Origin of the sequence: Paraburkholderia sp. JPY465 (genome assembly GCF_050436725.1) — a bacterium.
Taxonomy (GTDB): Bacteria; Pseudomonadota; Gammaproteobacteria; order Burkholderiales; family Burkholderiaceae; genus Paraburkholderia; species Paraburkholderia youngii.
In genome coordinates this window covers 256,269-276,050 of the sequence record NZ_JBNDMT010000002.1, presented here as the reverse complement: position 1 = coordinate 276,050, position 19,782 = coordinate 256,269, and the positions used below count along the sequence as shown (strand labels likewise).

At 63.9% G+C, this 19,782-nt stretch carries 21 protein-coding genes; 14 read left to right on the top strand and 7 right to left on the bottom strand.

Annotated features, from left to right (window positions below):
• Window positions 1-20: 20 nt before the first annotated feature.
• Window positions 21-1,301, bottom strand: a complete 1,281-nt coding sequence (locus QFZ94_RS03325) for a DNA topoisomerase IB (protein ID WP_429455577.1) — start codon at window positions 1,299-1,301, stop codon at window positions 21-23.
• Between the two features lie 121 nt (window positions 1,302-1,422).
• On the opposite strand from QFZ94_RS03325, the gene QFZ94_RS03320 reads away from it, so the two are divergent.
• The 5 genes from QFZ94_RS03320 to QFZ94_RS03300 all read left to right on the top strand — a co-directional run bounded on the left by QFZ94_RS03320 (window position 1,423) and on the right by QFZ94_RS03300 (window position 4,150).
• Window positions 1,423-1,767 (top strand): chemotaxis protein, encoded by a 345-nt coding sequence (locus QFZ94_RS03320; RefSeq protein WP_368583750.1) that lies wholly within the window; start codon window positions 1,423-1,425, stop codon window positions 1,765-1,767.
• A 150-nt stretch (window positions 1,768-1,917) separates the two neighbouring features.
• Window positions 1,918-2,469, top strand: coding sequence for a type 1 glutamine amidotransferase domain-containing protein (locus tag QFZ94_RS03315; protein ID WP_368583751.1), 552 nt, complete (start codon window positions 1,918-1,920; stop codon window positions 2,467-2,469).
• 81 nt (window positions 2,470-2,550) lie between these two features.
• Entirely contained in the window at window positions 2,551-3,123 is a 573-nt protein-coding gene (locus QFZ94_RS03310) for a DUF4142 domain-containing protein (RefSeq protein WP_429455576.1), read from the top strand.
• Window positions 3,120-3,467 carry a DUF1488 domain-containing protein gene (locus QFZ94_RS03305; protein WP_429455575.1) on the top strand — a complete coding sequence of 116 codons (348 nt, stop codon included), beginning with the start codon at window positions 3,120-3,122 and terminating at the stop codon, window positions 3,465-3,467. The genes QFZ94_RS03310 and QFZ94_RS03305 overlap by 4 nt, the downstream gene beginning before the upstream one ends.
• A gap of 101 nt (window positions 3,468-3,568) precedes the next feature.
• The gene (locus QFZ94_RS03300) at window positions 3,569-4,150 is read left to right on the top strand and encodes a hypothetical protein (protein ID WP_429455574.1); all 582 of its coding nucleotides are present in this window, start codon (window positions 3,569-3,571) and stop codon (window positions 4,148-4,150) included.
• Between the two features lie 86 nt (window positions 4,151-4,236).
• Here QFZ94_RS03300 and QFZ94_RS03295 read toward each other — a convergent pair whose 3' ends face one another.
• Entirely contained in the window at window positions 4,237-4,479 is a 243-nt protein-coding gene (locus QFZ94_RS03295) for a hypothetical protein (protein ID WP_429455573.1), read from the bottom strand.
• A 219-nt stretch (window positions 4,480-4,698) separates the two neighbouring features.
• Here QFZ94_RS03295 and QFZ94_RS03290 point away from each other — a divergent pair, with 219 nt between their 5' ends.
• On the top strand, window positions 4,699-5,151 hold the full coding sequence (locus QFZ94_RS03290; RefSeq protein ID WP_176106061.1) for a PA2169 family four-helix-bundle protein: 453 nt from the start codon (window positions 4,699-4,701) through the stop codon (window positions 5,149-5,151).
• Between the two features lie 92 nt (window positions 5,152-5,243).
• On the opposite strand, the gene QFZ94_RS03285 is transcribed toward QFZ94_RS03290, so the two are convergent.
• A complete protein-coding gene (locus QFZ94_RS03285) occupies window positions 5,244-5,582 on the bottom strand; it encodes a BON domain-containing protein (RefSeq protein WP_429455572.1) in 339 nt (112 codons plus the stop codon).
• Window positions 5,583-6,088: 506 nt separating this feature from the next.
• On the opposite strand from QFZ94_RS03285, the gene QFZ94_RS03280 reads away from it, so the two are divergent.
• On the top strand, window positions 6,089-7,573 hold the full coding sequence (locus QFZ94_RS03280) for an RNA polymerase factor sigma-54 (RefSeq protein WP_429455571.1): 1,485 nt from the start codon (window positions 6,089-6,091) through the stop codon (window positions 7,571-7,573).
• Between the two features lie 170 nt (window positions 7,574-7,743).
• Complete coding sequence (locus QFZ94_RS03275) at window positions 7,744-8,919, top strand: pyridoxal phosphate-dependent aminotransferase (protein ID WP_429455570.1); 1,176 nt, start codon at window positions 7,744-7,746, stop codon at window positions 8,917-8,919.
• A 19-nt stretch (window positions 8,920-8,938) separates the two neighbouring features.
• Here QFZ94_RS03275 and QFZ94_RS03270 read toward each other — a convergent pair whose 3' ends face one another.
• Both QFZ94_RS03270 and QFZ94_RS03265 read right to left on the bottom strand, forming a co-directional pair.
• Entirely contained in the window at window positions 8,939-9,736 is a 798-nt protein-coding gene (locus QFZ94_RS03270) for a sulfotransferase family protein (RefSeq protein WP_429455569.1), read from the bottom strand.
• A 193-nt stretch (window positions 9,737-9,929) separates the two neighbouring features.
• On the bottom strand, window positions 9,930-10,919 hold the full coding sequence (locus tag QFZ94_RS03265; protein WP_368583758.1) for a ferritin-like domain-containing protein: 990 nt from the start codon (window positions 10,917-10,919) through the stop codon (window positions 9,930-9,932).
• Window positions 10,920-11,135: 216 nt separating this feature from the next.
• On the opposite strand from QFZ94_RS03265, the gene QFZ94_RS03260 reads away from it, so the two are divergent.
• Both QFZ94_RS03260 and QFZ94_RS03255 read left to right on the top strand, forming a co-directional pair.
• On the top strand, window positions 11,136-12,842 hold the full coding sequence (locus QFZ94_RS03260) for a S10 family peptidase (RefSeq protein ID WP_429455568.1): 1,707 nt from the start codon (window positions 11,136-11,138) through the stop codon (window positions 12,840-12,842).
• A 95-nt stretch (window positions 12,843-12,937) separates the two neighbouring features.
• Window positions 12,938-13,684, top strand: a complete 747-nt coding sequence (locus tag QFZ94_RS03255; RefSeq protein ID WP_429455567.1) for a FadR/GntR family transcriptional regulator — start codon at window positions 12,938-12,940, stop codon at window positions 13,682-13,684.
• 44 nt (window positions 13,685-13,728) lie between these two features.
• On the opposite strand, the gene QFZ94_RS03250 is transcribed toward QFZ94_RS03255, so the two are convergent.
• Together QFZ94_RS03250 and QFZ94_RS03245 are read right to left on the bottom strand one after the other, a co-directional pair.
• Window positions 13,729-14,868 (bottom strand): Gfo/Idh/MocA family protein, encoded by a 1,140-nt coding sequence (locus tag QFZ94_RS03250; RefSeq protein WP_429455566.1) that lies wholly within the window; start codon window positions 14,866-14,868, stop codon window positions 13,729-13,731.
• A 3-nt stretch (window positions 14,869-14,871) separates the two neighbouring features.
• Window positions 14,872-15,639 carry a sugar phosphate isomerase/epimerase family protein gene (locus QFZ94_RS03245; RefSeq protein WP_368583762.1) on the bottom strand — a complete coding sequence of 256 codons (768 nt, stop codon included), beginning with the start codon at window positions 15,637-15,639 and terminating at the stop codon, window positions 14,872-14,874.
• A gap of 234 nt (window positions 15,640-15,873) precedes the next feature.
• Between QFZ94_RS03245 and QFZ94_RS03240 the strand changes: the two genes are divergently transcribed.
• From QFZ94_RS03240 to QFZ94_RS03225, 4 genes are all read left to right on the top strand, one after another.
• Window positions 15,874-16,866 (top strand): LacI family DNA-binding transcriptional regulator, encoded by a 993-nt coding sequence (locus QFZ94_RS03240; protein ID WP_176123748.1) that lies wholly within the window; start codon window positions 15,874-15,876, stop codon window positions 16,864-16,866.
• A gap of 201 nt (window positions 16,867-17,067) precedes the next feature.
• A complete protein-coding gene (locus tag QFZ94_RS03235) occupies window positions 17,068-17,811 on the top strand; it encodes a (Fe-S)-binding protein (protein ID WP_429455565.1) in 744 nt (247 codons plus the stop codon).
• A complete protein-coding gene (locus QFZ94_RS03230; RefSeq protein WP_429455564.1) occupies window positions 17,808-19,211 on the top strand; it encodes a lactate utilization protein B in 1,404 nt (467 codons plus the stop codon). Before QFZ94_RS03235 ends, QFZ94_RS03230 begins: the two co-directional genes overlap by 4 nt.
• Entirely contained in the window at window positions 19,198-19,782 is a 585-nt protein-coding gene (locus QFZ94_RS03225; RefSeq protein ID WP_429455563.1) for a LutC/YkgG family protein, read from the top strand. The genes QFZ94_RS03230 and QFZ94_RS03225 overlap by 14 nt, the downstream gene beginning before the upstream one ends.

The following is a 19,782-nucleotide window of genomic DNA, read 5'->3' as shown; positions in this document are numbered from 1 at the left end:
CCGATTCATCGCCGAGCCCGTCACTGGGCCGCCGGTTTCGATTCAGATGGCAATTCCAGCCCGGTGTGCAAAGGGGCCGCGCCGCTTTCGCGTTTCGCGTCGGGGGTTTTCTTGCGCGCCACGCGCGATTTTTTCAGCAGACTCGTCAGCGAACCGTTGATGCTGTCGTCGGCCGACGACTCCCGCGCCTTGCGTCCTTTGGCACCGGTTGCGCGCGCGAGTTTCGCCGCGCGCTTTTCCGCCTGCGCGAGCAGCACCGCGAAGGCCACTTCATCCACCTTGAGTCCGCGGCGCGCTTGCCCTGACGCGAGGCTGCGCAACTCGTCGGCCTCGAACGCGCTGATGATCGCCGGGTGGATATAACAGCGCCGGCAGACAGCGGGCGTATTGCGCAGCAGCGTCGCCACCTCTTTGACGGTGGCGACGATATGGCCGCGCGCTTCGGCTGCGCTGCTGCACATCAATCGGCGCAATGCCGCCAGCGCGTATACGCTGCCGGCCCAGGTGCGGTAGTCCTTCGCGGTGAAGTCCGCGCCGCTCACGCGGCGCAGGTAGTCGTTGATATCGCTCGAGCCGACGCTGTGGCGCGTGCCGTCTTCGTCGAGATACTGGAACAGGTCGTGGCCGGGCAGCTCCGCGCAACGCCGCACGATGCGCTTGACGGTTGGATTGTCCACAGTCACGTCGTGCTCGATGCCGCTCTTACCGCGAAACTGGAAGCGCAATTGACCCGCCTTTATCTTCACGTGCCTCTTGCGCAACGTCGTCAATCCGAATGAATGATTTTCGCGCGCGTATTCGGCGCTGCCGACGCGAATCAGCGTCGTGTCCAGCAGGTGCACGATGGCCGCGACGACCTTGTCGAGCGGCATGCCGGTCAGCTTCAGGTCACGCGCGACACGCGCACGGATTTTCGGCAATGCCCGGCCGAACTCGGCCATCCGTTCGTACTTGTCGGCGTCGCGCGTTTCGCGCCAGCGCGGATGGTAGCGGTACTGCTTACGGCCACGCGCGTCGCGGCCGGTCGCTTGAAGGTGACCTCGCGGATCGGGGCAGATCCACACGTTTTCGTAGGCGGGGGGAATCGCGAGCGAGTTGATGCGTTGGATCTCGTCCTCTTCGACGATGCGCTTGCCGTTCACGTCGAAATAGATAAAGCCGTTCCGCTCCCGCTTGCGGGTGTAGCCGGGCTTGGTGTCGTCGGCGTGGCGCAGGCCCGGTGGCATCGGCTGCGGTGCGGTGTTGCCGTTCGCGGTCGCCGGGTTGCGTGATGCTGTCGTTGAATGAGTCGCGGTAGCCATGGTCGCAAGTAGAAGTTTCAAGCGGCTGAAGCAAGGGGGATGCCATTGACACAGCACCGGGGCGCTCGAGCGGAACGGTCCTTGCGAAATGGTTGGCGTAATCAACTGAAAGGGGGCTTTCATGAGCAGCACACTCAATCCCGATGAAGAACCGCAGCGGACTGTCAAGCCAACCTCCGACACGACGGGCGCGCTGGGTCCCAGCGACTCGTCCGACAGCGGCAGCGACGTCGCGGGTGCGAAGCGTCACGATTTCGACGTCGATACGGAGCTCGACAATCACGCGCTCGAAACCGGCGACGCGGAACTCGCCAGCGATACCGATCGAGCAGGTACCGGCGAGCGTGCGTCGGCCGACGGCGATTCGACGTTGGAAGCGGATCGCGATATCGACACCGACCACATCGTCGATCCACGGGTGCCTCCGGGCGCGGAGGGATCAGGTGAAGAGGGAACCGACGCCTGACCAGCTTGCGTTTCGCACACTACACGGCTTGCGCCAGTCGGCGCAGCCGGGCACGTGTTTTGCGTGACAACGCTTTAGTAAAGGCGCCGCGCTATGCACATGCATAACGAGCAAGCGCATGACCGCGGCGCCACAGCAAGGAGAAGACGCATGACTGATGCACTGAATGGCTACAAGGTAGCGGTACTCGCCGTAGACGGTTTCGAACAGGCGGAACTCGTGGAGCCGAAACGCGCGCTCACCGAGGCGGGCGCGACGGTCCACGTGATTTCGGAGAAGCCGGGCAAGATCCAGGGCTTCAGGCACGTCGACAAGGGCGACACCGTCGATGTCGATGCGACGTTCGACAAAGCCCGTCCCGAGGACTACGACGCGCTGGTGTTGCCGGGCGGCGTCGTGAACGGCGACGCGTTGCGACTGGTGCCGCAGGCGCAGGCCTTCGTCAAAGCGGTCGACAGCGCGAAGAAGCCGATCGCGGTGATCTGCCACGGCACGTGGCTGCCGGTATCGGCGGGCATCATCAAGGGGCGCACGGTGACGAGCTGGCCTAGCCTGCAGGACGATATTCGTAACGCGGGCGGCACGTGGGTCGATCAGGAAGTGGTCGAGGACGGCAATCTGATTTCGAGCCGCAAACCCGCCGACCTGCCCGCATTCAACAGGACGCTGATCGGGCAACTGACGAAGCGCAAGGCGGCTTGATCGAAGGCGGCGCGCTGGCTTCGACGCCAGCGCATTGCCGATTCGACACTGCGCATCGCCGATTCGACAGGGAGAAAGTGCATGAAATTCCGGTATTCCCTACAAGTGCTGAGTGCCGCGCTAGCCGCGTTGGGCGCGAGCGCGGCAACGATCGACACGGCCAGCGCGCAGGCGAGCGATGCGCCCGCGAGTGCTGCGCCGGCCGGTAAAACGACGCTGTCGCCCGCGGATCAGCAGTTCGTCCTCGAAGCGTCGAAGTCGGACGCCACCGAAATCGCCGCCAGCAAGATCGCGCTGAAGAACTCGAACGATCCGCAGGTCAGGAAGTTCGCGCAACAGATGATGACCGACCACACGAAGCTGTCGCACACAATGGCCGCGCTGGTCGCGAAGAAGGGCTTCAAGCCGACCCCATCCGCGGATTCCGCGCTGGTCGGCAAACTGCAGACGTTGAAGGGCTCCGAGTTCGATGCGGCCTACGTCGAGCAGGTCGGCGTGGAAGCGCATCAGCGTGCGGTGGACCTGTTCCAGCAGCAAAGCGAAAGCGGCACCGACGCGCAACTGAAGGCCGCGGCCACGCAAGCGCTGCCGACCATCAAGCATCACCTCGAGATGGCGCAGCAACTGGCCGGCAAATTGAAGGGCGCGTCATGAACGCGATCCTGCCACGGCCTGCTTATGAGGACTCTCTGATGCAGATCACTTTCCCCGACGACGACCCGGTCTTCGACGGCGCCAATCTGACAGTGCGCTTTCTCGCGCGTGTAGATGGCGAGCCGGTGGTCTGCGCGATCACCGCCGAGGCGCTGGAAGATCATTTCGGCGCTGAATCCGCGCTCGAACCGGCGGTCATGGCCGCTTTCGACAGAGGCCGACAGCGCATCCGCTCGGTGTGCGCGGAAGCGCTCGACCAGAACAACGGAGAAAGCGTGGTGTTGCATAGCGGACTGTTCAGAGTGGAAGGCATGGAACCGGATCGCGGCAGCGCGGCGTCGTAGGGCTGCCGCGTGTCGCACCGACTGGGCGCGCTGCTCGTCACGCGCGCCACCCCCGGCGACGGTATGGTCCGCGAACGCTAATCAACGATAAAGGAGGCGTAATGTCACTCATCGTCGCAGCACGCTTCACGACGTTTCCGGCAGCGGAAGGCGCGGCGCAAAAGCTTTTCGAGGCGGGTTTCGTCGAAGAGGACGTCACGCTGTTTTTCGTCAATCCGCGCGGCCAGCACGCACGTTTCCCGATCGGAGGCGACACGGATACCGACCCCGGGGCGCGAGAGGCGCCTAAAGGCGGAGGCATGGGCGTGACGATCGGTGCGGTCATCGGCGCGGTGATCGGCGTCGCGATTTTCGCGGCGTTTTCTGCACCGCTGCTGGTGTCGCCGATCGCGGCGGGCGTCGGTGCGTATGTCGGCTCGCTGATCGGCGCGATGTCGCGCACCAAGGAGCATGGCAAATCGGACTATCGCGTGCCGTATCACGAGGAGGCCCGCAAATCGGGCGTGCTCGTCGCCGTGCACGTGTCGCCCGACAATCAGCTCGATGCCGCACGCGTGCTGCGTGAAGCGGGCGGCGTGTCGATCGAGAAGGCGACCGGCCGCTGGCAGCAGGGACACTGGGCCGATTTCGATCCGCTGAAGACGCCCGAACCGATCAAGGAATTCGCGGAGAAGCGCGAGTGATGTAAGCGATGCGGTATGCCAACGGAAAACGGCCCGATGACGATGATCGGGCCGTTTTCGGTTTACCGCGCGATGTCGACGTCTCGCTACACCCATGGTTGCCGCGTGTCGTGCGGCGGCTGAAATCGTTCGAGCTGCCTTTCGCTATTCGTCGGCCAGCATGAGGCCGGCGTGATGCCGTCATGCGAGCGACCGCACGTCGATATCGTTGCATGCGGCTCAGGCGCCGCCGCGTCCGGCGACGCAATGTGCGCGCGAATCTGCATCACGGTAGCCGAAGTGACGATTGCGACCGCCGCCAGGAATTTGATGCTGCCGGATTTTTTCATCGCGATTCCCCTGTCTTTATAGATTGCCGAATCGATTGGATTAGCAACGGCTGTGCCACTCCGGCGAAGATCGAGACGCGGCGCCAAGCGTGCATGCCGGGCACGTGTGATGCGTGCCATTCAATGCAGCCCGCCGCGCGTCGAACCGATTCATCGCGACGCGCATAAAAAGCTCCGCGCGGCGGATTCCGCGATGAACGAAACCCTTGGAGGTATTGAATGGCTACCAACGTTGTTTCCGTATTGAATGACCTGGTCGAAACGTCGAAGGATGGCGAAAAGGGCTTTATGAAGGCAGCCGAGGATGCGCACGACGAAGAGCTGAAGATGCTGTTTCGCTCGACAGCAGACGAGTGCTCGCGCGGCGCGCGTGAGTTGCAGGATGTCGTTCAGACCCTCGGCGGCAAGCCGGAAACCGGCGGCAGCATGACCGGTGCCCTGCATCGCGGCTGGGTCGACGTCAGATCGGCGGTTTCGGATCGCAGCGACCATGCGATTCTCGCCGAGTGCGAAAAGGGCGAGGACGTCGCGAAGAAGCGCTATCACGATGCGCTCGAAAAGGATTTGCCGGCCGATGTACGTGCGATCGTCGAGCGGCAATACCAGGGCGTACTGCAGAATCATGATCGCGTGCGCGATCTGCGCGACCGGTATGCGGCGATGAAGCGTTGATCGACGCGTCGATGCAATAGAAAGAGCCGGCTCCGCAGCCGGCTCTTTTTCGTTCCGCTCAGTCGAATCGGCGTGAACCGATCATGCGGATATCAGTCGGCGGCCACCTTCAGATGGTTCTTCACGCTCTCGACACCCTTCACGTTCTGCACGACATCCTCGGCGGCGGTCTTGTCTTCGGCCGATGGCACCGAACCCGTGAGCCACACGACGCCCTTGCGGGTCTTCACGTGGATATGCGTCGATTTGACGTTCTTCGCGGCAAGCAGATCGGCCTTGACCTTGGTCGTAATGGTGCCGTCGTCGATATGCTGGCCGACGCTTTCCGACGCCGCGGGCGGAGCCGAAGTGCTGGTCTGGGCGTTCGCGTTCAGCGCGAACGCGACGACAGCGATACTGCCTGCGGTCTTCAGAAGCTGGATCGTCTTCATGGTTTTCTCCTTCAGGTGGTGATGAAAATGGCGGTCTTGTTGCCGGTGGCCGATCGCGGCGTAAGCCGCTGATGACACACGTGGGTCGTGGCCGCTACGGTACCGTCAGGGGCCCGTTTCTCGACACCGGGCGCCGTCCTCGCCTCCGCATGACTGGCGTGTTTGCAAAAGGCGGCGTCCGTCCACACAACGCTGCCCCGCATGCATCGTGCCCGGCCGCTGCGATCCCGGTGATGCCGCTCGCGAAAGCCGCATCCATCGGGGTTTTTCGACTGACGAATAGGCCCGCGGCGCGACCGTGCGCGAGGCCGCCCGAGGTGTGAAGAAAGGGACCGGAAATTGCCTGCCGTTTGTAAAAACCGGCTCTCGCGGTCCGGTCAATTCACCCGCCTGAATAAACAAAGCGTAATCAAAACAGCGTCTTGCGCGACCTGGTACGGACGTTGCATTGAAGAGTGCACTCGGCTCATTGAGTCTTTGACTACCAACGAACGGGATCTACTCCAATGCCTTCAATCGAACTACGCACAAGGCAGTCGCTTGCACTGACGCCTCGTCTTCAGCAGTCGGTGCGTCTCCTGCAATTGTCGGCTCTCGAGTTCCAGCAGGAATTGCGCACGGCGCTCGACACCAATCCGTTCCTCGAATACGACTCATCCGAAGCAGAGGACGTCGCGCTCGCCGGCACGACGCCAGCTGATGGCGAAGACGCCACCGTGCCCGCCGCCGATACGCTAGCCGCCGCCGAACCGGACGGACTGGCGGCGGAAAACTCCGCTAGCGATACGCTCGAAAGCGCGGGCCAGGACGACATGCCCGCCGATTTTTCCGGCGACTACGGTTCGCGCAGTTCGGCGCGCCAGAACGGCGACGCGGACGGCAGCGACCCGGCCGAATGGGCTCGCTCGCAACCCACGCTGCGCGAGCAGTTGCACGACGCGTTGCGCCTCTACCGGCTCGACGACCGCGATCGCGCGGTGGCGCGTTTCATCATCGAGGCACTCGACGAAGACGGGTATATGCGGCAGTCGCTCGCCGACCTGGCCGACAGCGTCGATCTCGAGCCCACGCTGACCGAGGAAGAACTGCTGGTGGCGTTGCGCCTCGTGCAATCGCTCGATCGTCCGGGGCTCGGCGCGCGATCGCTATCGGAATGCCTGACGCTGCAGATCAATGCGCTGCCCGCCAGTACACCGGGGCGCGACGTCGCGCGGCAAATCGCCGAGCATCATCTGGAACGTCTCGCGCGCCGCGAACAGGCAGAGTTGCAAAAGCAGATCGGCTGCAGCGCCGAGGAACTGCGCGTGGCCTGCGCGCTGGTGCGCAAGCTCGATCCGAAGCCGGGCAATTGCTACGGCCGCGCCGAGGATAACTATGTGGTCCCCGACGTGATCGTGCGTCAGGCGCGCAACAAGTGGGTCGTGTCGATCAATCCGGCAGTGCAGCCGCGCGCGCGAATCCATCGCATGTATGCACAGCTATTCGCGCAGTCGGCCGGCGCGAGCCGCTCGCCGCTCGCACAGCAGCTGCAGGAAGCGCGCTGGCTGATCCGCAACGCGCAGCAGCGCTTCGATACGATCCAGCGGGTGGCCGAATGCATCGTCGCGCATCAGAAGGCCTTCTTCCAGTACGGCGAGATCGCGCTGAAGCCGATGGTGCTGCGCGACGTCGCTGACGAGCTGGGCCTGCACGAATCGACGATCTCGCGGGCGACGGGCAACAAATATATGGCGACGCCGCGCGGCATCTTCGAATTCAAGCATTTCTTCCCGCGCGAGCTGGGCACCGAAAGCGGCGGCACCTGTTCGGCCGCCGCGGTGCGCGCGCTCCTCAAGGAGATGATCGCCGCGGAGAACACGCGCGATCCGCTGTCGGACGTGACGCTCGCGAAGATGCTCGCGGATCAGGGCGTGCTGGTCGCGCGGCGCACGGTGGCGAAATACCGGCATCTGATGAAGGTGCCGCCGGCGGAACTGCGCCGGCAGCTTTAACGCACCGAAGTTTTAACGGGGGTTTGAAGCAAAGCAAGGCAGTCGTTCAAACAGCAGTACATTGCGCACAGGGTCATGCGAGGTTGTCCGCTCGCATGACCCTTTTTCGTATCTGGACGTTTCGCCGGCGTGCCTTTACATTGGCGGGTCGAATGGAACGGGTGAGCGCAATGAAGTATTCGAATCTGGTCGAGCGGCTGCAAGGGCGCCGCACGTCGGCGTGGGAAATTCATCGGGTCGCGCAGCAGGCGGCTGCGAGGGGCGAAGACGTGATCGTGCTGAGCGTAGGAGACCCCGAGTTCTCGACGCCCGCGCCGATCGTCGAGCGCGCGATCGATGCGCTGCGCGTCGGCGATACGCACTATACGGCGATGGCCGGTCGCGAGCCGCTGCGCGCCGCGATCGCCGCCGAGCACGCGCGTACCTCTGGCCGTGACGTGAGCGCGGCCAACGTAGTGCTGACCGCCGGCGCGCAAAACGGCGTGTTCGCGGTGTCGCTGTGCCTGCTCGAAGCCGGCGACGAAGTGATCGTTCCCGAGCCGATGTATCTGACCTACGAGGCCTGCGTGCGCGCGGCGGGCGCGACGCTGGTCGCGGTGCCGGTCGATCCGGCGCGCGCGTTTCACGTCGATTGCGACGCGCTCGCAGCGGCGATCACGCCGCGCACGAAGGCGATCTTCTTCGCGACGCCGTGCAATCCGACCGGCGTCGTGATGCAGCGCGCGGATCTCGAGCGCATCGCGCGGCTCGCGTGCGAGCACGACCTGTGGGTGCTGTCCGACGAGGTCTATGCGGAACTGACGTTCGAACGCGACCATGTGAGCATTGCGTCGCTGCCCGGCATGGCGGAGCGCACGGTCACGATCGGCAGCCTGTCGAAGTCGCACGCGATGGCGGGATGGCGCGTCGGCTGGGCAATCGGGCCCGCGACGCTGATCGAGCACATGGCGCGGCTCGCGCTCGCGATGCTGTACGGCCTGCCGGGCTTCATCCAGCAGGCCGCGTTGACGGCATTGGAGAACAGGGCGGAGTTCGTCGCCGATATTCGCGAGATCTACCGGCGGCGGCGCGACGTCGTGTTCGAGCGCTTGCATCGCGTGCCGCGCTTGCGATGCCTGTTGCCCGAAGCCGGCATGTTCGTGATGGTCGACGTCAGCGGAACCGGGCTCGATACGACCGAGTTCACCTGGCAGCTGTTTCGCGCGCAAGGCGTGGCCGTGCTCGACGCGAGTGCGTTCGGGGAAACGGCGAACGGCTTCGTCAGGTTGGGGCTGGTGGTAGGCGAGGATCGATTGATCGAGGCGTGCGACAGGATCGCGCGGTTCGTGGAAGGGGTGCGGGGCTGAGCGGGCACCTCAGGCAACCTCAGGCCGCCGCATAACCCAGCCGTCGCGCCTGGCTACCCGCGAGAGCGAGCAGCGCGTCGTCGCTCGCGGCCGTATCGGGAATCAGATATAGATCGCCGATATCGGTCACCGGATCGCTGAACGGCGTCGGCGAACGGCGTTGCGAGATCAGGAAGTCGCTGATCGGCGATGCATCCGCGAGGCCGAGAAACTGCCCGATGCTGGCCGCCGTCTCACGCGGTTCTTCGATAACCTTCCGGTACGACACGGTCAGCGCGTGAGCCGCTGGTATCTCTTCGAAGAATGCGTTGATCTCGCCGACGTATTGCCCCCACACGCGGATGCCGTCTTCGATCGATCCGGTCCAATGCTTGTGCACGAGCGAATTGGCCACGTGGCGAGGATCGCGGTGGATATGAATGAAGCGCGCCTGCGGCAGCAGTTCGCGTATCAGACGCAAGCAGGAACCGGAGCGCGGCACGCGCTCGATCGAACCCGTTCGGCCCGACAGGATCGTAGGGTCGGCGTACGACGGATGCTTATCGCCCCAGATCGGCGCGCCGAACTTCAACTCTTCGCGATAGAAGCGCTCGACCCACCCGCCCAGCGTACGACGGCCGAATCCGAGCAGGCGGTCGCGTGAAGTCTCGCCGAGCAGGTCGGCGCGATGGCAGCCGACTTCGAGGAAGTCCTTCAGCAATGCAAAGACCCGGCATTCGTTGGTCAGCTGGATCAGAGGATGCGCGTTGAGCACGGAACAAAGAAAGGTCGTGCCGGACCGGGGCGAGCCGACGATGAACAGCGGGAAGGACTCCATTGCGCGCTCCTTGTCGTTTGCCTGGGTTCCCAGCTTACGCAAGCAGCATGGCGCCAGCCTGACGCGGGCATGACTGCCGCGCCATTCGCTTCGATGGCGCGTGACTTCGACCGTCAAGCGGCGATTCGCAGTTCTCGAACGTGGGGCGCGCGCCGGCTGAACGCTGGCGCGCTCGGCGCGGCTTACTCGCGGTTTACTTTTTCTTGCGCACGAACTTCAAGCCGAAGCGCACCAGCCGCGGCATCGTTTCGGGCCGCAACAGCCGTGGGTCATACCCCGCGAAGCGACGTTCGTTTTCCTGAAGACACAGTTGCATCAACTCGGGCACGCTGATATCGACATCCGTTACCGACTGCGCGCCGTTGACCGTGAAGTTGTTGTCGTGCTCGTGGACGTTGCCATCGGCATCCATCGCACGCGCGAGTCCGATACGCTCCCAGATCAGAAACGCCCACACGCCCGCCACCTTGAGCTCGAAGCGGATGCGCTGCCACCACGAAAGCTGCGCGCGATGCCAGGCGACCCAGTTCGCGAACAGCAGAATATGGCGGCACTCTTCCTGCATCACCGGCTCGAACGTCTCGGTCAGTTCCGGCGGAAACAGACCCGAGCGCCGCGCCACCTCGAACAGGCCGAACGCGAAGAAGCTGTCGATACATTCGCTATAGCCGGTCACGAGGTAAGCCCGTTCCGTGTCTTTCGGATAGACGTACGGCGGCTCGCTCGCGAGTTCAATGCCGTATGCATGCACCATGCGCGACAGCACTTCCTTATGGCGGTTTTCTTCCCACGCATTCAGCGCGAGCGCGTCGCGCAGGTCCGGGGTGTCGAGCGTCGCCGCGTAGGCGGCCATGCGCAGGCGCGCTCTGCCTTCGGTTTGCACGGCGATGTCCCAGATCGGCAGCTCGACGATGCGCTTGAGCGTCGCGGCTTCGAGCGGCGGCCATGCGAGCACGGACGGGCGATACGGATTGAAGGTTTCGCGAAACATGCGGCACATTTCGTGCCGGTGCACGTCGGAGCCGGGCGTCAGCGGGCCGTTGACGGCGCTCGTCCAGTGCCGCATCGCGTGCTCGGCGGCGTCGAGGGTCGAGGGGTCCGGCTGCTCCTGCGGCAGGTGCGGCGCGCGAAAGCCGGGGATCAGCGCGGCAGCGTCGAATGTGTCCAGTACCAGTTGATCCATTGGGTATTCTCGGCGAGGCGACGAAGGCGTTGTCGATTCTGCCATGACTGCGCAGGTGTGCGCCATGTGGAGGAAAAAGCGCTATGAAATGTTGGAGCGTGCCGTGACACCGGCGGTTGACGCCGCGCAAACTTGCGTCAAGAATCGAACGCCGGGTTTGCCCCGGAATCAGGCTAGACGGATTCCAGCGCATTTCGACTCGTCGCGGACGACTTCATGATTCTTCGCTTCTCTTCCTCATTGCGCCGCTTGCTGACAGCGGGATTGCTGGCCGCCGCGCTGACGGTGACGTTTTCGGTCGCCGCTGTAGTGTCGTTCGGCGAACCGTGCATGGCAGCCGAACAGGCCAATGCGAGGGCAGGCACGGACGCCGCCGCATCGGCGCCGCCCGCGCAGCAGGTCGGCGAATCGAACGAGCCGCACAAGCGGACTGCCGCATCGAATGCACCGGATTCGGGCGACGCGACGGCGAAGCCTCGCAACGACAGGACGTCGGCGCCCGCGGTTCCGGTGCCGCCCGAGACTACCAGCGTGACCACGCATTCGCTTCGCTTGAACGGTCGCAAGCTCGACTACACGGCGAGCGCCGGCAATCTGTTGCTGCACGATAAGTCCGGCGCGCCCACCGCGAGCGTGTTCTATGTCGCGTACACGGTGCCGACCAAAGCGCCGGCGACGCGTCCGATCACCTTTCTGTTCAACGGCGGTCCCGGCGCTGGCAGCGTATTCCTGATGATGGGCTCGGTCGGCCCGAAACGCGTGCGCACCGCGAGCCCCGCGAGCACGCCGCCCGCGCCGTACACGCTCGAAGACAACCCCGACAGCCTGCTCGATGTCTCGGACCTCGTGTTCATCGACGCGGTCGGCGCGGGCCTGTCGAGACCGGTCGGGCATGGCACGGGCAAGGACTTCTGGGGCGTCGATCAGGACGTCAGTGCATTTGCGCAATTCATCGACCGTTATCTGACGGTGAATCAGCGCTGGAATTCGCCGAAGTACCTGTTCGGCGAATCTTATGGCACCGCGCGCGCCGCGATGCTCGCTTATCATCTGGGGCAGAACAATATCGCGCTGAACGGCGTGATCCTGCTGTCGTCGGTGCTCAATTCCGCGGCGTTCACGCCCGGCACCGATTTCAAGAGCGTGAGTTATCTGCCGAGTTTCGCGGCGATCGCGTGGTATCACGACAAGGTCACGCCGAAGCCCGCGAGCTTACCGGCCTTTCTCGACGAAGTGCGCGCGTTCGCACGCGGACCGTATGCGCAGGCGCTCGATCAGGGTGATGCGCTGCCCGACGATCAGCGCGACGCGATCGCCGCGCGCGTCGCGTACTTCACCGGTCTCGACGTGGGCTTCGTGAAGCGCAACCGTCTGCGTCTTTATCCGACGCGTTTTCGAAACGAGTTGCTGCGCAACGAGTCGCGCAGCGTAGGGCGCTACGATGCGCGTGTCGAAGGCCGGAATTACGACGATGCAGCGGAAGATCCCGATTTCGATGCGTCGGTGAGCAGCGTGTCGAATGCGTTCAATGCGGCGCTCCATCAGCATCTGTCGGAAGACCTGCACTACACGCCGACCGACCGTTATCTGGTGTTCAGCGACGACGCGTTGAAGCAGTGGGACTGGAAACATCGCGAATGGTGGGGCGAACGGCTGGAACTGCCGTACGCGGGCGGCGATCTGGCCGAAGCGATGCGGCAGAATCCGCAGTTGCGGGTGCTATCGCTGAACGGCTACTTCGATCTCGCCACGCCGTTCTACGCGACCGAATACGCGCTCGCGCATCTCGGCCTCGACCGGTCGCTGCGCGAGAACGTGCGCATCGCCTACTATCCGACCGGCCACATGGTGTACCTCGACGATGCCGCGATGCACGCGATGAAGCGTGATCTCGTGAGCTTTTATACGGCACAGCCGCGTTGAGATCGGCGCATCGGCGCACGATATCGAACGGTATAATTCCACGCACCGTGCAGTAGCCGCGCGCTTCGTCAACCGCGCTTCACCGTTTGCCGCTTATGCCATTCACCCCGATTCCGTCCTTCGCGCGCAAGCGCATTTCCGACGTGGTGTCCGACCAGATCAAGCAACTGATCTCGGAGGGCTCGCTGATGCCCGGTGACCGGCTGCCGGCCGAGCGCGATCTCGCGGCGCAACTCGGCGTGTCGCGGCCGTCGCTGCGCGAGGCGCTGATCAGGCTGGAGGCGGACGGGTACATCGAAACGTCGGGGCGCGGCGGTTTCACGGTGGTCGACGTGACCGCGCCGATCATCTCGAAGCCGCTTGCCGAACTGCTGCTGCAGAATCCGCGTACCAGTGCCGACATTCTGGAGTTGCGCCAGGGGCTCGAAGCGATTTCGACGGTCTATGCCGCGCAGCGCGCAACCGCCGCCGACCTGAAGAAAATCCGCGCGGCGTTCGAGGCGTTGAAGGCTGCGTCGTTGTCGCGGGATCGCGCGAATCTCGCCGAACTCGATGCCGCGTTTCATCTCGCGATCGCCGACTCCACGCACAACGTCGCGCTGGCGCATGTGATGCACGGCATTCACACGCTGATTCGCGAGGGCATGCGCCAGTATCATCGCTTGATCGATTACGACGATGCGATGGAAAAGCAGTTGATGAGCCAGCACCAGGCGATTTACGACGCGGTCGTCGCACGCGATGCGCCCAAAGCACGCAAGGCAGCCGAGCGGCATCTGGCCTTCGTGCGCGAGATTTACAACGACGATGCGACGAAGCCGTCGGCTGCGGTGATTTCCTGAGTTGCCCGGCCACGCGAAACTTCGGGCGACCGGGGCTAGGCGAGTCAGTCGCCGAGAAACACCTCTTCGCCTCGCCCCAATGGCACGACGACGGGCCGTTGCACGGGGGTCTCGATATCGATGTGCCGCCCCTCGCGCGAAGAGCGTTCGAAGGCATCCAGCACCTCCAGCACGTGTAAAGCCAGTTCGCCGCTCGCGCGATGCGGCCGATCCCGACGCAACGCCAGCGCCATGTCCAGCACGCCCACGGCGCGGTAGTTGGCCACGCGCGCGCCACTCCTCAACGTGAAGTTGTCGACGCCAAAGGCATGATGCTGTGTGTCGAGCGGCTTGAAGCCACTATCACGTTCAGCCACGCGCGGACTTCCGCCAAAGAAATTCGGGTCGACGCCCAGCAGGGTGCCTTCGGTGCCATAGATCTCGATGGGCGCACGCTGATGGGCCCACACGTCCCACGAGGCGCTCATCGACACGTTGGCTCCGCTTGCAAAATGCAGGATGCCGTTGACCGTCGTGGGCACCTCGACTTCGATGATCTGACCGCGGAGCGGTTCACTCGAGATGATGCGCTGTGGAAAACCGATGGTCGTGCACCCGCTCACGCGTGCTACCGGTCCCAGCAGGTTGACCAGTTGGGTCACGTAATACGGGCCCAAGTCGTGAATGGGACCGCCGCCCGGCTTGAAAAAAAACTCTGGATTGGGGTGCCAGGATTCCATGCCGCGGGACAACACCGCCACGGCCCCGCCTATGGCGCGCCCAATGCGGCCGGCATCGAGCGCCGCGCGGCAGGCCTGATGGGCCGCGCCGAAGAAAGTGTCCGGTGCGCAGCCCACGCGTAACCCTGACGCCTCGGCTCGCGCCAGCATCGCGCGTGCGGACGCGAAATCGGTAGCCAAAGGCTTTTCGAGGTAGACGTGCTTGCCGGCCTCGAGAATCTGCAGGCTCACCGGCACATGCGCGTGCGGCACCGTCAGGTTGATGACGATTTCGATGTCGGGGTCGGCCAGCAGCGCGTCCACCGACATCGCGGCCACACCGTGCTGCGCGGCCTTGGCCTGGGCGGCCTCCGGACGCAGGTCGGCGCAAGCCTTGACGCGGGCGAACTCCGAATTCGCCGCGCCGGTAAAATACGCATCGCTGATGTTGCCGCAACCGATGATGCCGATGAGGACAGGTTTCATGGATCAGGCTCCGAGCTGGTGCAGATAGGCAAAGGCATTGCGGGCGAAGCGTTCGCCGTCGCTGGGATTGTCGTGCTCGGCGGCGAGGAAACGCGCACCCGCTTCGCGGCAGGCCGCGGACAGCGTGGGCCAGTCCATCACGCCGTGACCCACGTCGGCCCAGCCGTCTTCGTCGAGTTTTTCACCCGCCGGCGCGAGGTCTTTCGCATGAGCCGAGACCACGCGGCCCGTATAACGGCGCAGCCATGGCAGCGGATCGGCGCCGCCGCGCACGAGCCAGGCAACATCCACCTGCCAGCCGAGCGGGCTGGCCCCGGCGGACTCGAACAACAGTTCCAGCGCCGTTGTGCCGTTCTCTTTCGCTCTGAGTTCCCAATCATGGTTGTGGTAAGCGAGACCGATGCCCTGATCGGCGAGCCGATGAGCGAACTCGCCCAACTCGCTGCCGAGCGCCCGCCAATATGCGGCGTCGCTGTCGCGCTCGGCTGGCGGCACTGCGGGCATGACCAACTGCGTGAAACCGATGGTCTCGCACGCCGCGACAACTTCTTGCAAACGCTCACGCAGCATGGCCATGCTGAGGTGGCTGGACGAGGCGCTCAGGCCGCGCGCCTGAAGCTTGTTCCGGGTGTCGGCCGCATCTTCCAGCAAGGACCCGATCAGCTCGACGTGGCGAAATCCGGCTTGGGCTGCAATGTCGAACTGCCGGTCGAGATCGCCCGCATTACGCAGGCTGTAAATCTGGATGGAAATGGGCAAGGCTTGATTCATGGTCGTCAGTCCAAGGAGTCAAGGGGATGCGGTGCGGATGGGAGCAGCGATTGCTGTGAAGCGGTGCAGGTCAGAGGGTAAGCGCTTTCCCGTTTCTCCGGAACATGGGCTTTACCCTATGCAGGCTGGGAGACCCACATCTCCGCCAATCCGCGTCTTAATCTCTGAGCGTTTTCGTTTCTGAATAACGCGCGTTGGGAAAAAATTTTCCCGGCGGTGCTACAATCATTGCCTATGCGAAGCAAACCCTCTATCGAAGCCGTTGCCCGCGAGGCTGGCGTATCTATTGCCACGGTCTCGCGTGTGCTCAACGGGACGAAGCCCGTGTCGGCGGCCACGCGTGAGCGGGTCGAGGCGGCAGTGAGCGCACTGGACTACCGCGTCAATCCGTTCGGCCGCAGCCTGAGCACCGGGCAGAGCCGCATTCTGCTGATGCTGATGCCGGATTTCGCCAACCCTTATTACGCCGAGATCGTGCGCGGGGCCGCCGCGGTCAGTCGCCAGGCCGGTTACACGCTGCTTCCGGCGGACCTGGAAGCCTGGACGGGCACGGCGGACGCGTCGCTGCCGACGCTGCTCGGCAGTCTGAGCGACGGCGTCATCAACCTCGTGCCGATGTCCGACCAGGCAGCCCGGCGCGAGGCGGCGAATGGCAAGCCGTGGGTCAATTGCTCGGAGTTCATGCCAGGTAGTGATGTGCCTTATGTCAGCATCGATCACCGCCAGGCCGCTACGGACGCCGTGCAGTACCTGATCAACAAGGGCCACCGGCGCATCGGCTTCATCACCAGTGATGAGCGCTTCCTGTATGCGCGTCAGCGCCGCGAGGGCTATGACGCAGCGCTACTGCGCGCGGGGCTCGCGCCTGCGCCCGAGCTTGTCTGTGTGACTGGCGACAATAGCTACGCCGCCGGCAGCCAGGCGGCGGCAAGTCTGCTGGCGGTGGTGGACCCGCCGAGCGCGGTGTTCGCCGTGTCGGACACGTTGGCGATCGGCGCGATCAAGTGCTTTAGCAAGGCCGGCCGGCGGGTGCCGCACGACGTCGCGGTAATGGGCTTCGACGATGTGCCCATCGCCGACATCTTCGAGCCGGGGCTGACGACCGTGGCCCAGCCGATGGTCGAACTGGGCGCCGCGGCCGCAGAAATGCTGCTGGCGCTGCTGGACGGTCGACGCCCTGCGCCGCGTATCTTGCAGCACCGGCTGGTGCTGCGGGAGTCGGTTTGAGCGGTTGTGGTGGAGAACAAACGCGGCGGCTCGCTTCCGCTGGCGGAGGGTCGCGCTTACTCGGGGGTAGTGATCGGGCCGCTCGAATTGACACCGTCAACCGACTTTCTTATAGTCTTGGTCAGACCAACATGACCAAGACCGGCCAAACGGGCCGCACCGGTCAACCGGCATCATCCCGCCGCATTTCCTGAAGGCCCTATGAAAGTCGCGCTGTTTATCCCGTGCTTTATCGACGCGTTCTATCCCGAGGTCGGTATCGCGACGCTCGAACTGCTCGAACGTTTCGGCATCGAGGTCGACTATCCGCAACAGCAGACCTGCTGCGGCCAGCCGATGGCCAATAGCGGCGCGCATACGGACGCCGCCGCCACCGAGCGACTCTTCGCGCGCAACTTCGCCGGTTACGACTACATCGTCGGGCCGTCCGCGAGTTGCATTCATCACGTGCGCGAACATCTGACCGCGCTCGAGCAGACCGATGAAGTGAAGAAGGTGCGCGCAAGCGCTTACGAGTTGGTCGAGTTTCTGCACGACGTGATCGGCGCGCGCGAATTTCCGTGGGCCGAGTTTCCGCATCGCGTTGGTCTGCACACCAGTTGCAGCGCGCTGCGTCATCTGAAGCAGGCGTCGGCGTCGGAAATTGCCGGCACGCCGTTTTCAAAGCCGCGTGCACTGCTCGAAGGCGTGAAAGGCATCGAGTTCGTGAAGCCGGCGAGGCCCGACGAATGCTGCGGTTTTGGCGGCACGTTCTCGGTCACCGAAGAAGCGGTGTCGGTGCGCATGGGGCAGGACAAGGTGCGCGACCACCTGAATGCGGGCGCCGAGTACATCGTTTCGGGCGATATGTCCTGCCTGATGCACCAACAGGGTTGCGCCGAACGCATGAAGGCCGACGCGCGCTTCATTCATATCGCGCAGGTTCTCAATGGAGCACGCGCATGAGCGGCGACCATCACTGCGTCGATCACGCCAAAGCCGCGGGTTCTTTTATCGGCAAAACCGAGCATGTCGCGTTTCACGACAAGCGTCTGTGGGACCTGCGCGAGAAGCGCGACGCGCAGGCGCACGGCATTGCCGAATGGGAAACGTTGCGCTCGCTGGCGTCGGGCATCAAGGAACACACGCTGTCGCATCTGGCCGACTATCTGGAGCAGTTCGCGGCGGCCGCCGAGGCCAATGGCGTGGTCGTGCATTGGGCGGCGAACGCGGAAGAGCACAACGCGATCGTCCACCAGCTGATGTCCGAGCGCGGCATGACGACGCTCGTGAAGAGCAAGTCGATGCTGACCGACGAATGCCGGATGCGCGAGTACCTCGAACCGCGCGGCATTACGGTGATGGAGACGGACCTCGGCGAGCGCATCCAGCAACTCGATCATCAGGACCCGAGTCATATGGTCGTGCCGGCCGTCCACAAGCTGCGCGCGGACGTGGCCGAGTTGTTCGGCCGTACCATCGGCACCGATCCGAAGAATAGCGACATCCATTATCTGGCCGAAAGCCAGCGAATGAATACGCGGCCTTATTTCGTGCGCGAGAAAACGGCTGGCATGACCGGCTGCAATTTCGCGGTGGCGGAAACGGGCACGGTCGTCGTCTGCACGAACGAAGGCAATGCCGATCTTTCGGCGAACGTGCCGCCGTTGCATATCGCATCGATCGGAATCGAGAAGCTGATACCGAAGGTGTCGGACCTCGGCGTGTTCGTGCGCATGCTGTCGCGCAGTGCGTTGGGTTCGCCGATCACGCAGTACACATCGCATTTTCGTGCGCCGCGGCCGGCCACCGAGATGCATTTCATTCTCGTCGATCATGGCCGTTCCGAACGGCTCGCGATGGAGGACTTCTGGTACTCGCTCAAATGCATACGCTGCGGCGCGTGCATGAATACGTGTCCGGTGTATCGACGCAGCGGCGGCCTGTCGTATGGCGGCACCTATTCGGGGCCGATCGGCGCGATCATCAATCCGACTTTCGATCTGAAACGCTATAGCGCATTGCCGTTCGCATCGACACTCAACGGCAGTTGCACGAACGTGTGTCCGGTGAAGATCAACATTCACGAGCAGATCTATAAATGGCGCGCGGTGATCGCCGAGCAGCACGAAGTGCCGTTCGTGAAGCAGGAAGTGCTGAAGATGGCGGGGCGTCTGCTATCGAGTCCGACCTTGTATCGCGCGACGGTGGCGTCGATGGGCAGCGCGTTGCGGCGGCTGCCGAATTTCGTGCTGTACAACCCTCTGAATATCTGGGGCCGGCAGCGCGAATTGCCGGAAGCGCCGAAGATGACTTTTCATGCCTGGTACAAGAAGAATCGCGGAGGCGGCAATGACAACGCGTGAGGCTTTTCTTGCCAAAGTACGCGCCGCGCAACCGACCGCGCGGCCGCGTCCCGACGTGCCGCTGTTCGATGCGGTTGGCGGCGATCTGCGGGCGCGTTTCGCAGCGGCGTTGCAAACGATGGGCGGTACTTGCGTCGAAGCAGCGAGCGCGAACGACGTCAGCGGTCTGATTCGCGAGCGCTTTGGCGCGGCTGCATCGATCGCATCGGCGAGCGCCGAAGTGCCTGGCACGCGCGTGATCCGCGCCGATACGGACCCCGCGTCGCTGCAGGATGTCGACGTCGGTGTGGTGCGCGCGCGCTTTGGCGTCGCCGAAACCGGCTCGGTGTGGTTCAGCGAGCGCGAATATGTGGTCAATGCCTTAGGCTACATCGTCCAGCATCTGGTCGTGTTGCTCGATCCGGCGCAATTGCTCGATGGACTGCAAGACGTCTATCGTCGCGACGATTTCCGCAGCGCTCGCTACGCGGCGCTGGTTACCGGCCCCTCGGCCACCGCCGATATCGAGGGCGTACTGATTCGCGGCGCGCAGGGCGTGCGTTCGTTGACGGTCGTGTGGCTCGCGGGCTGA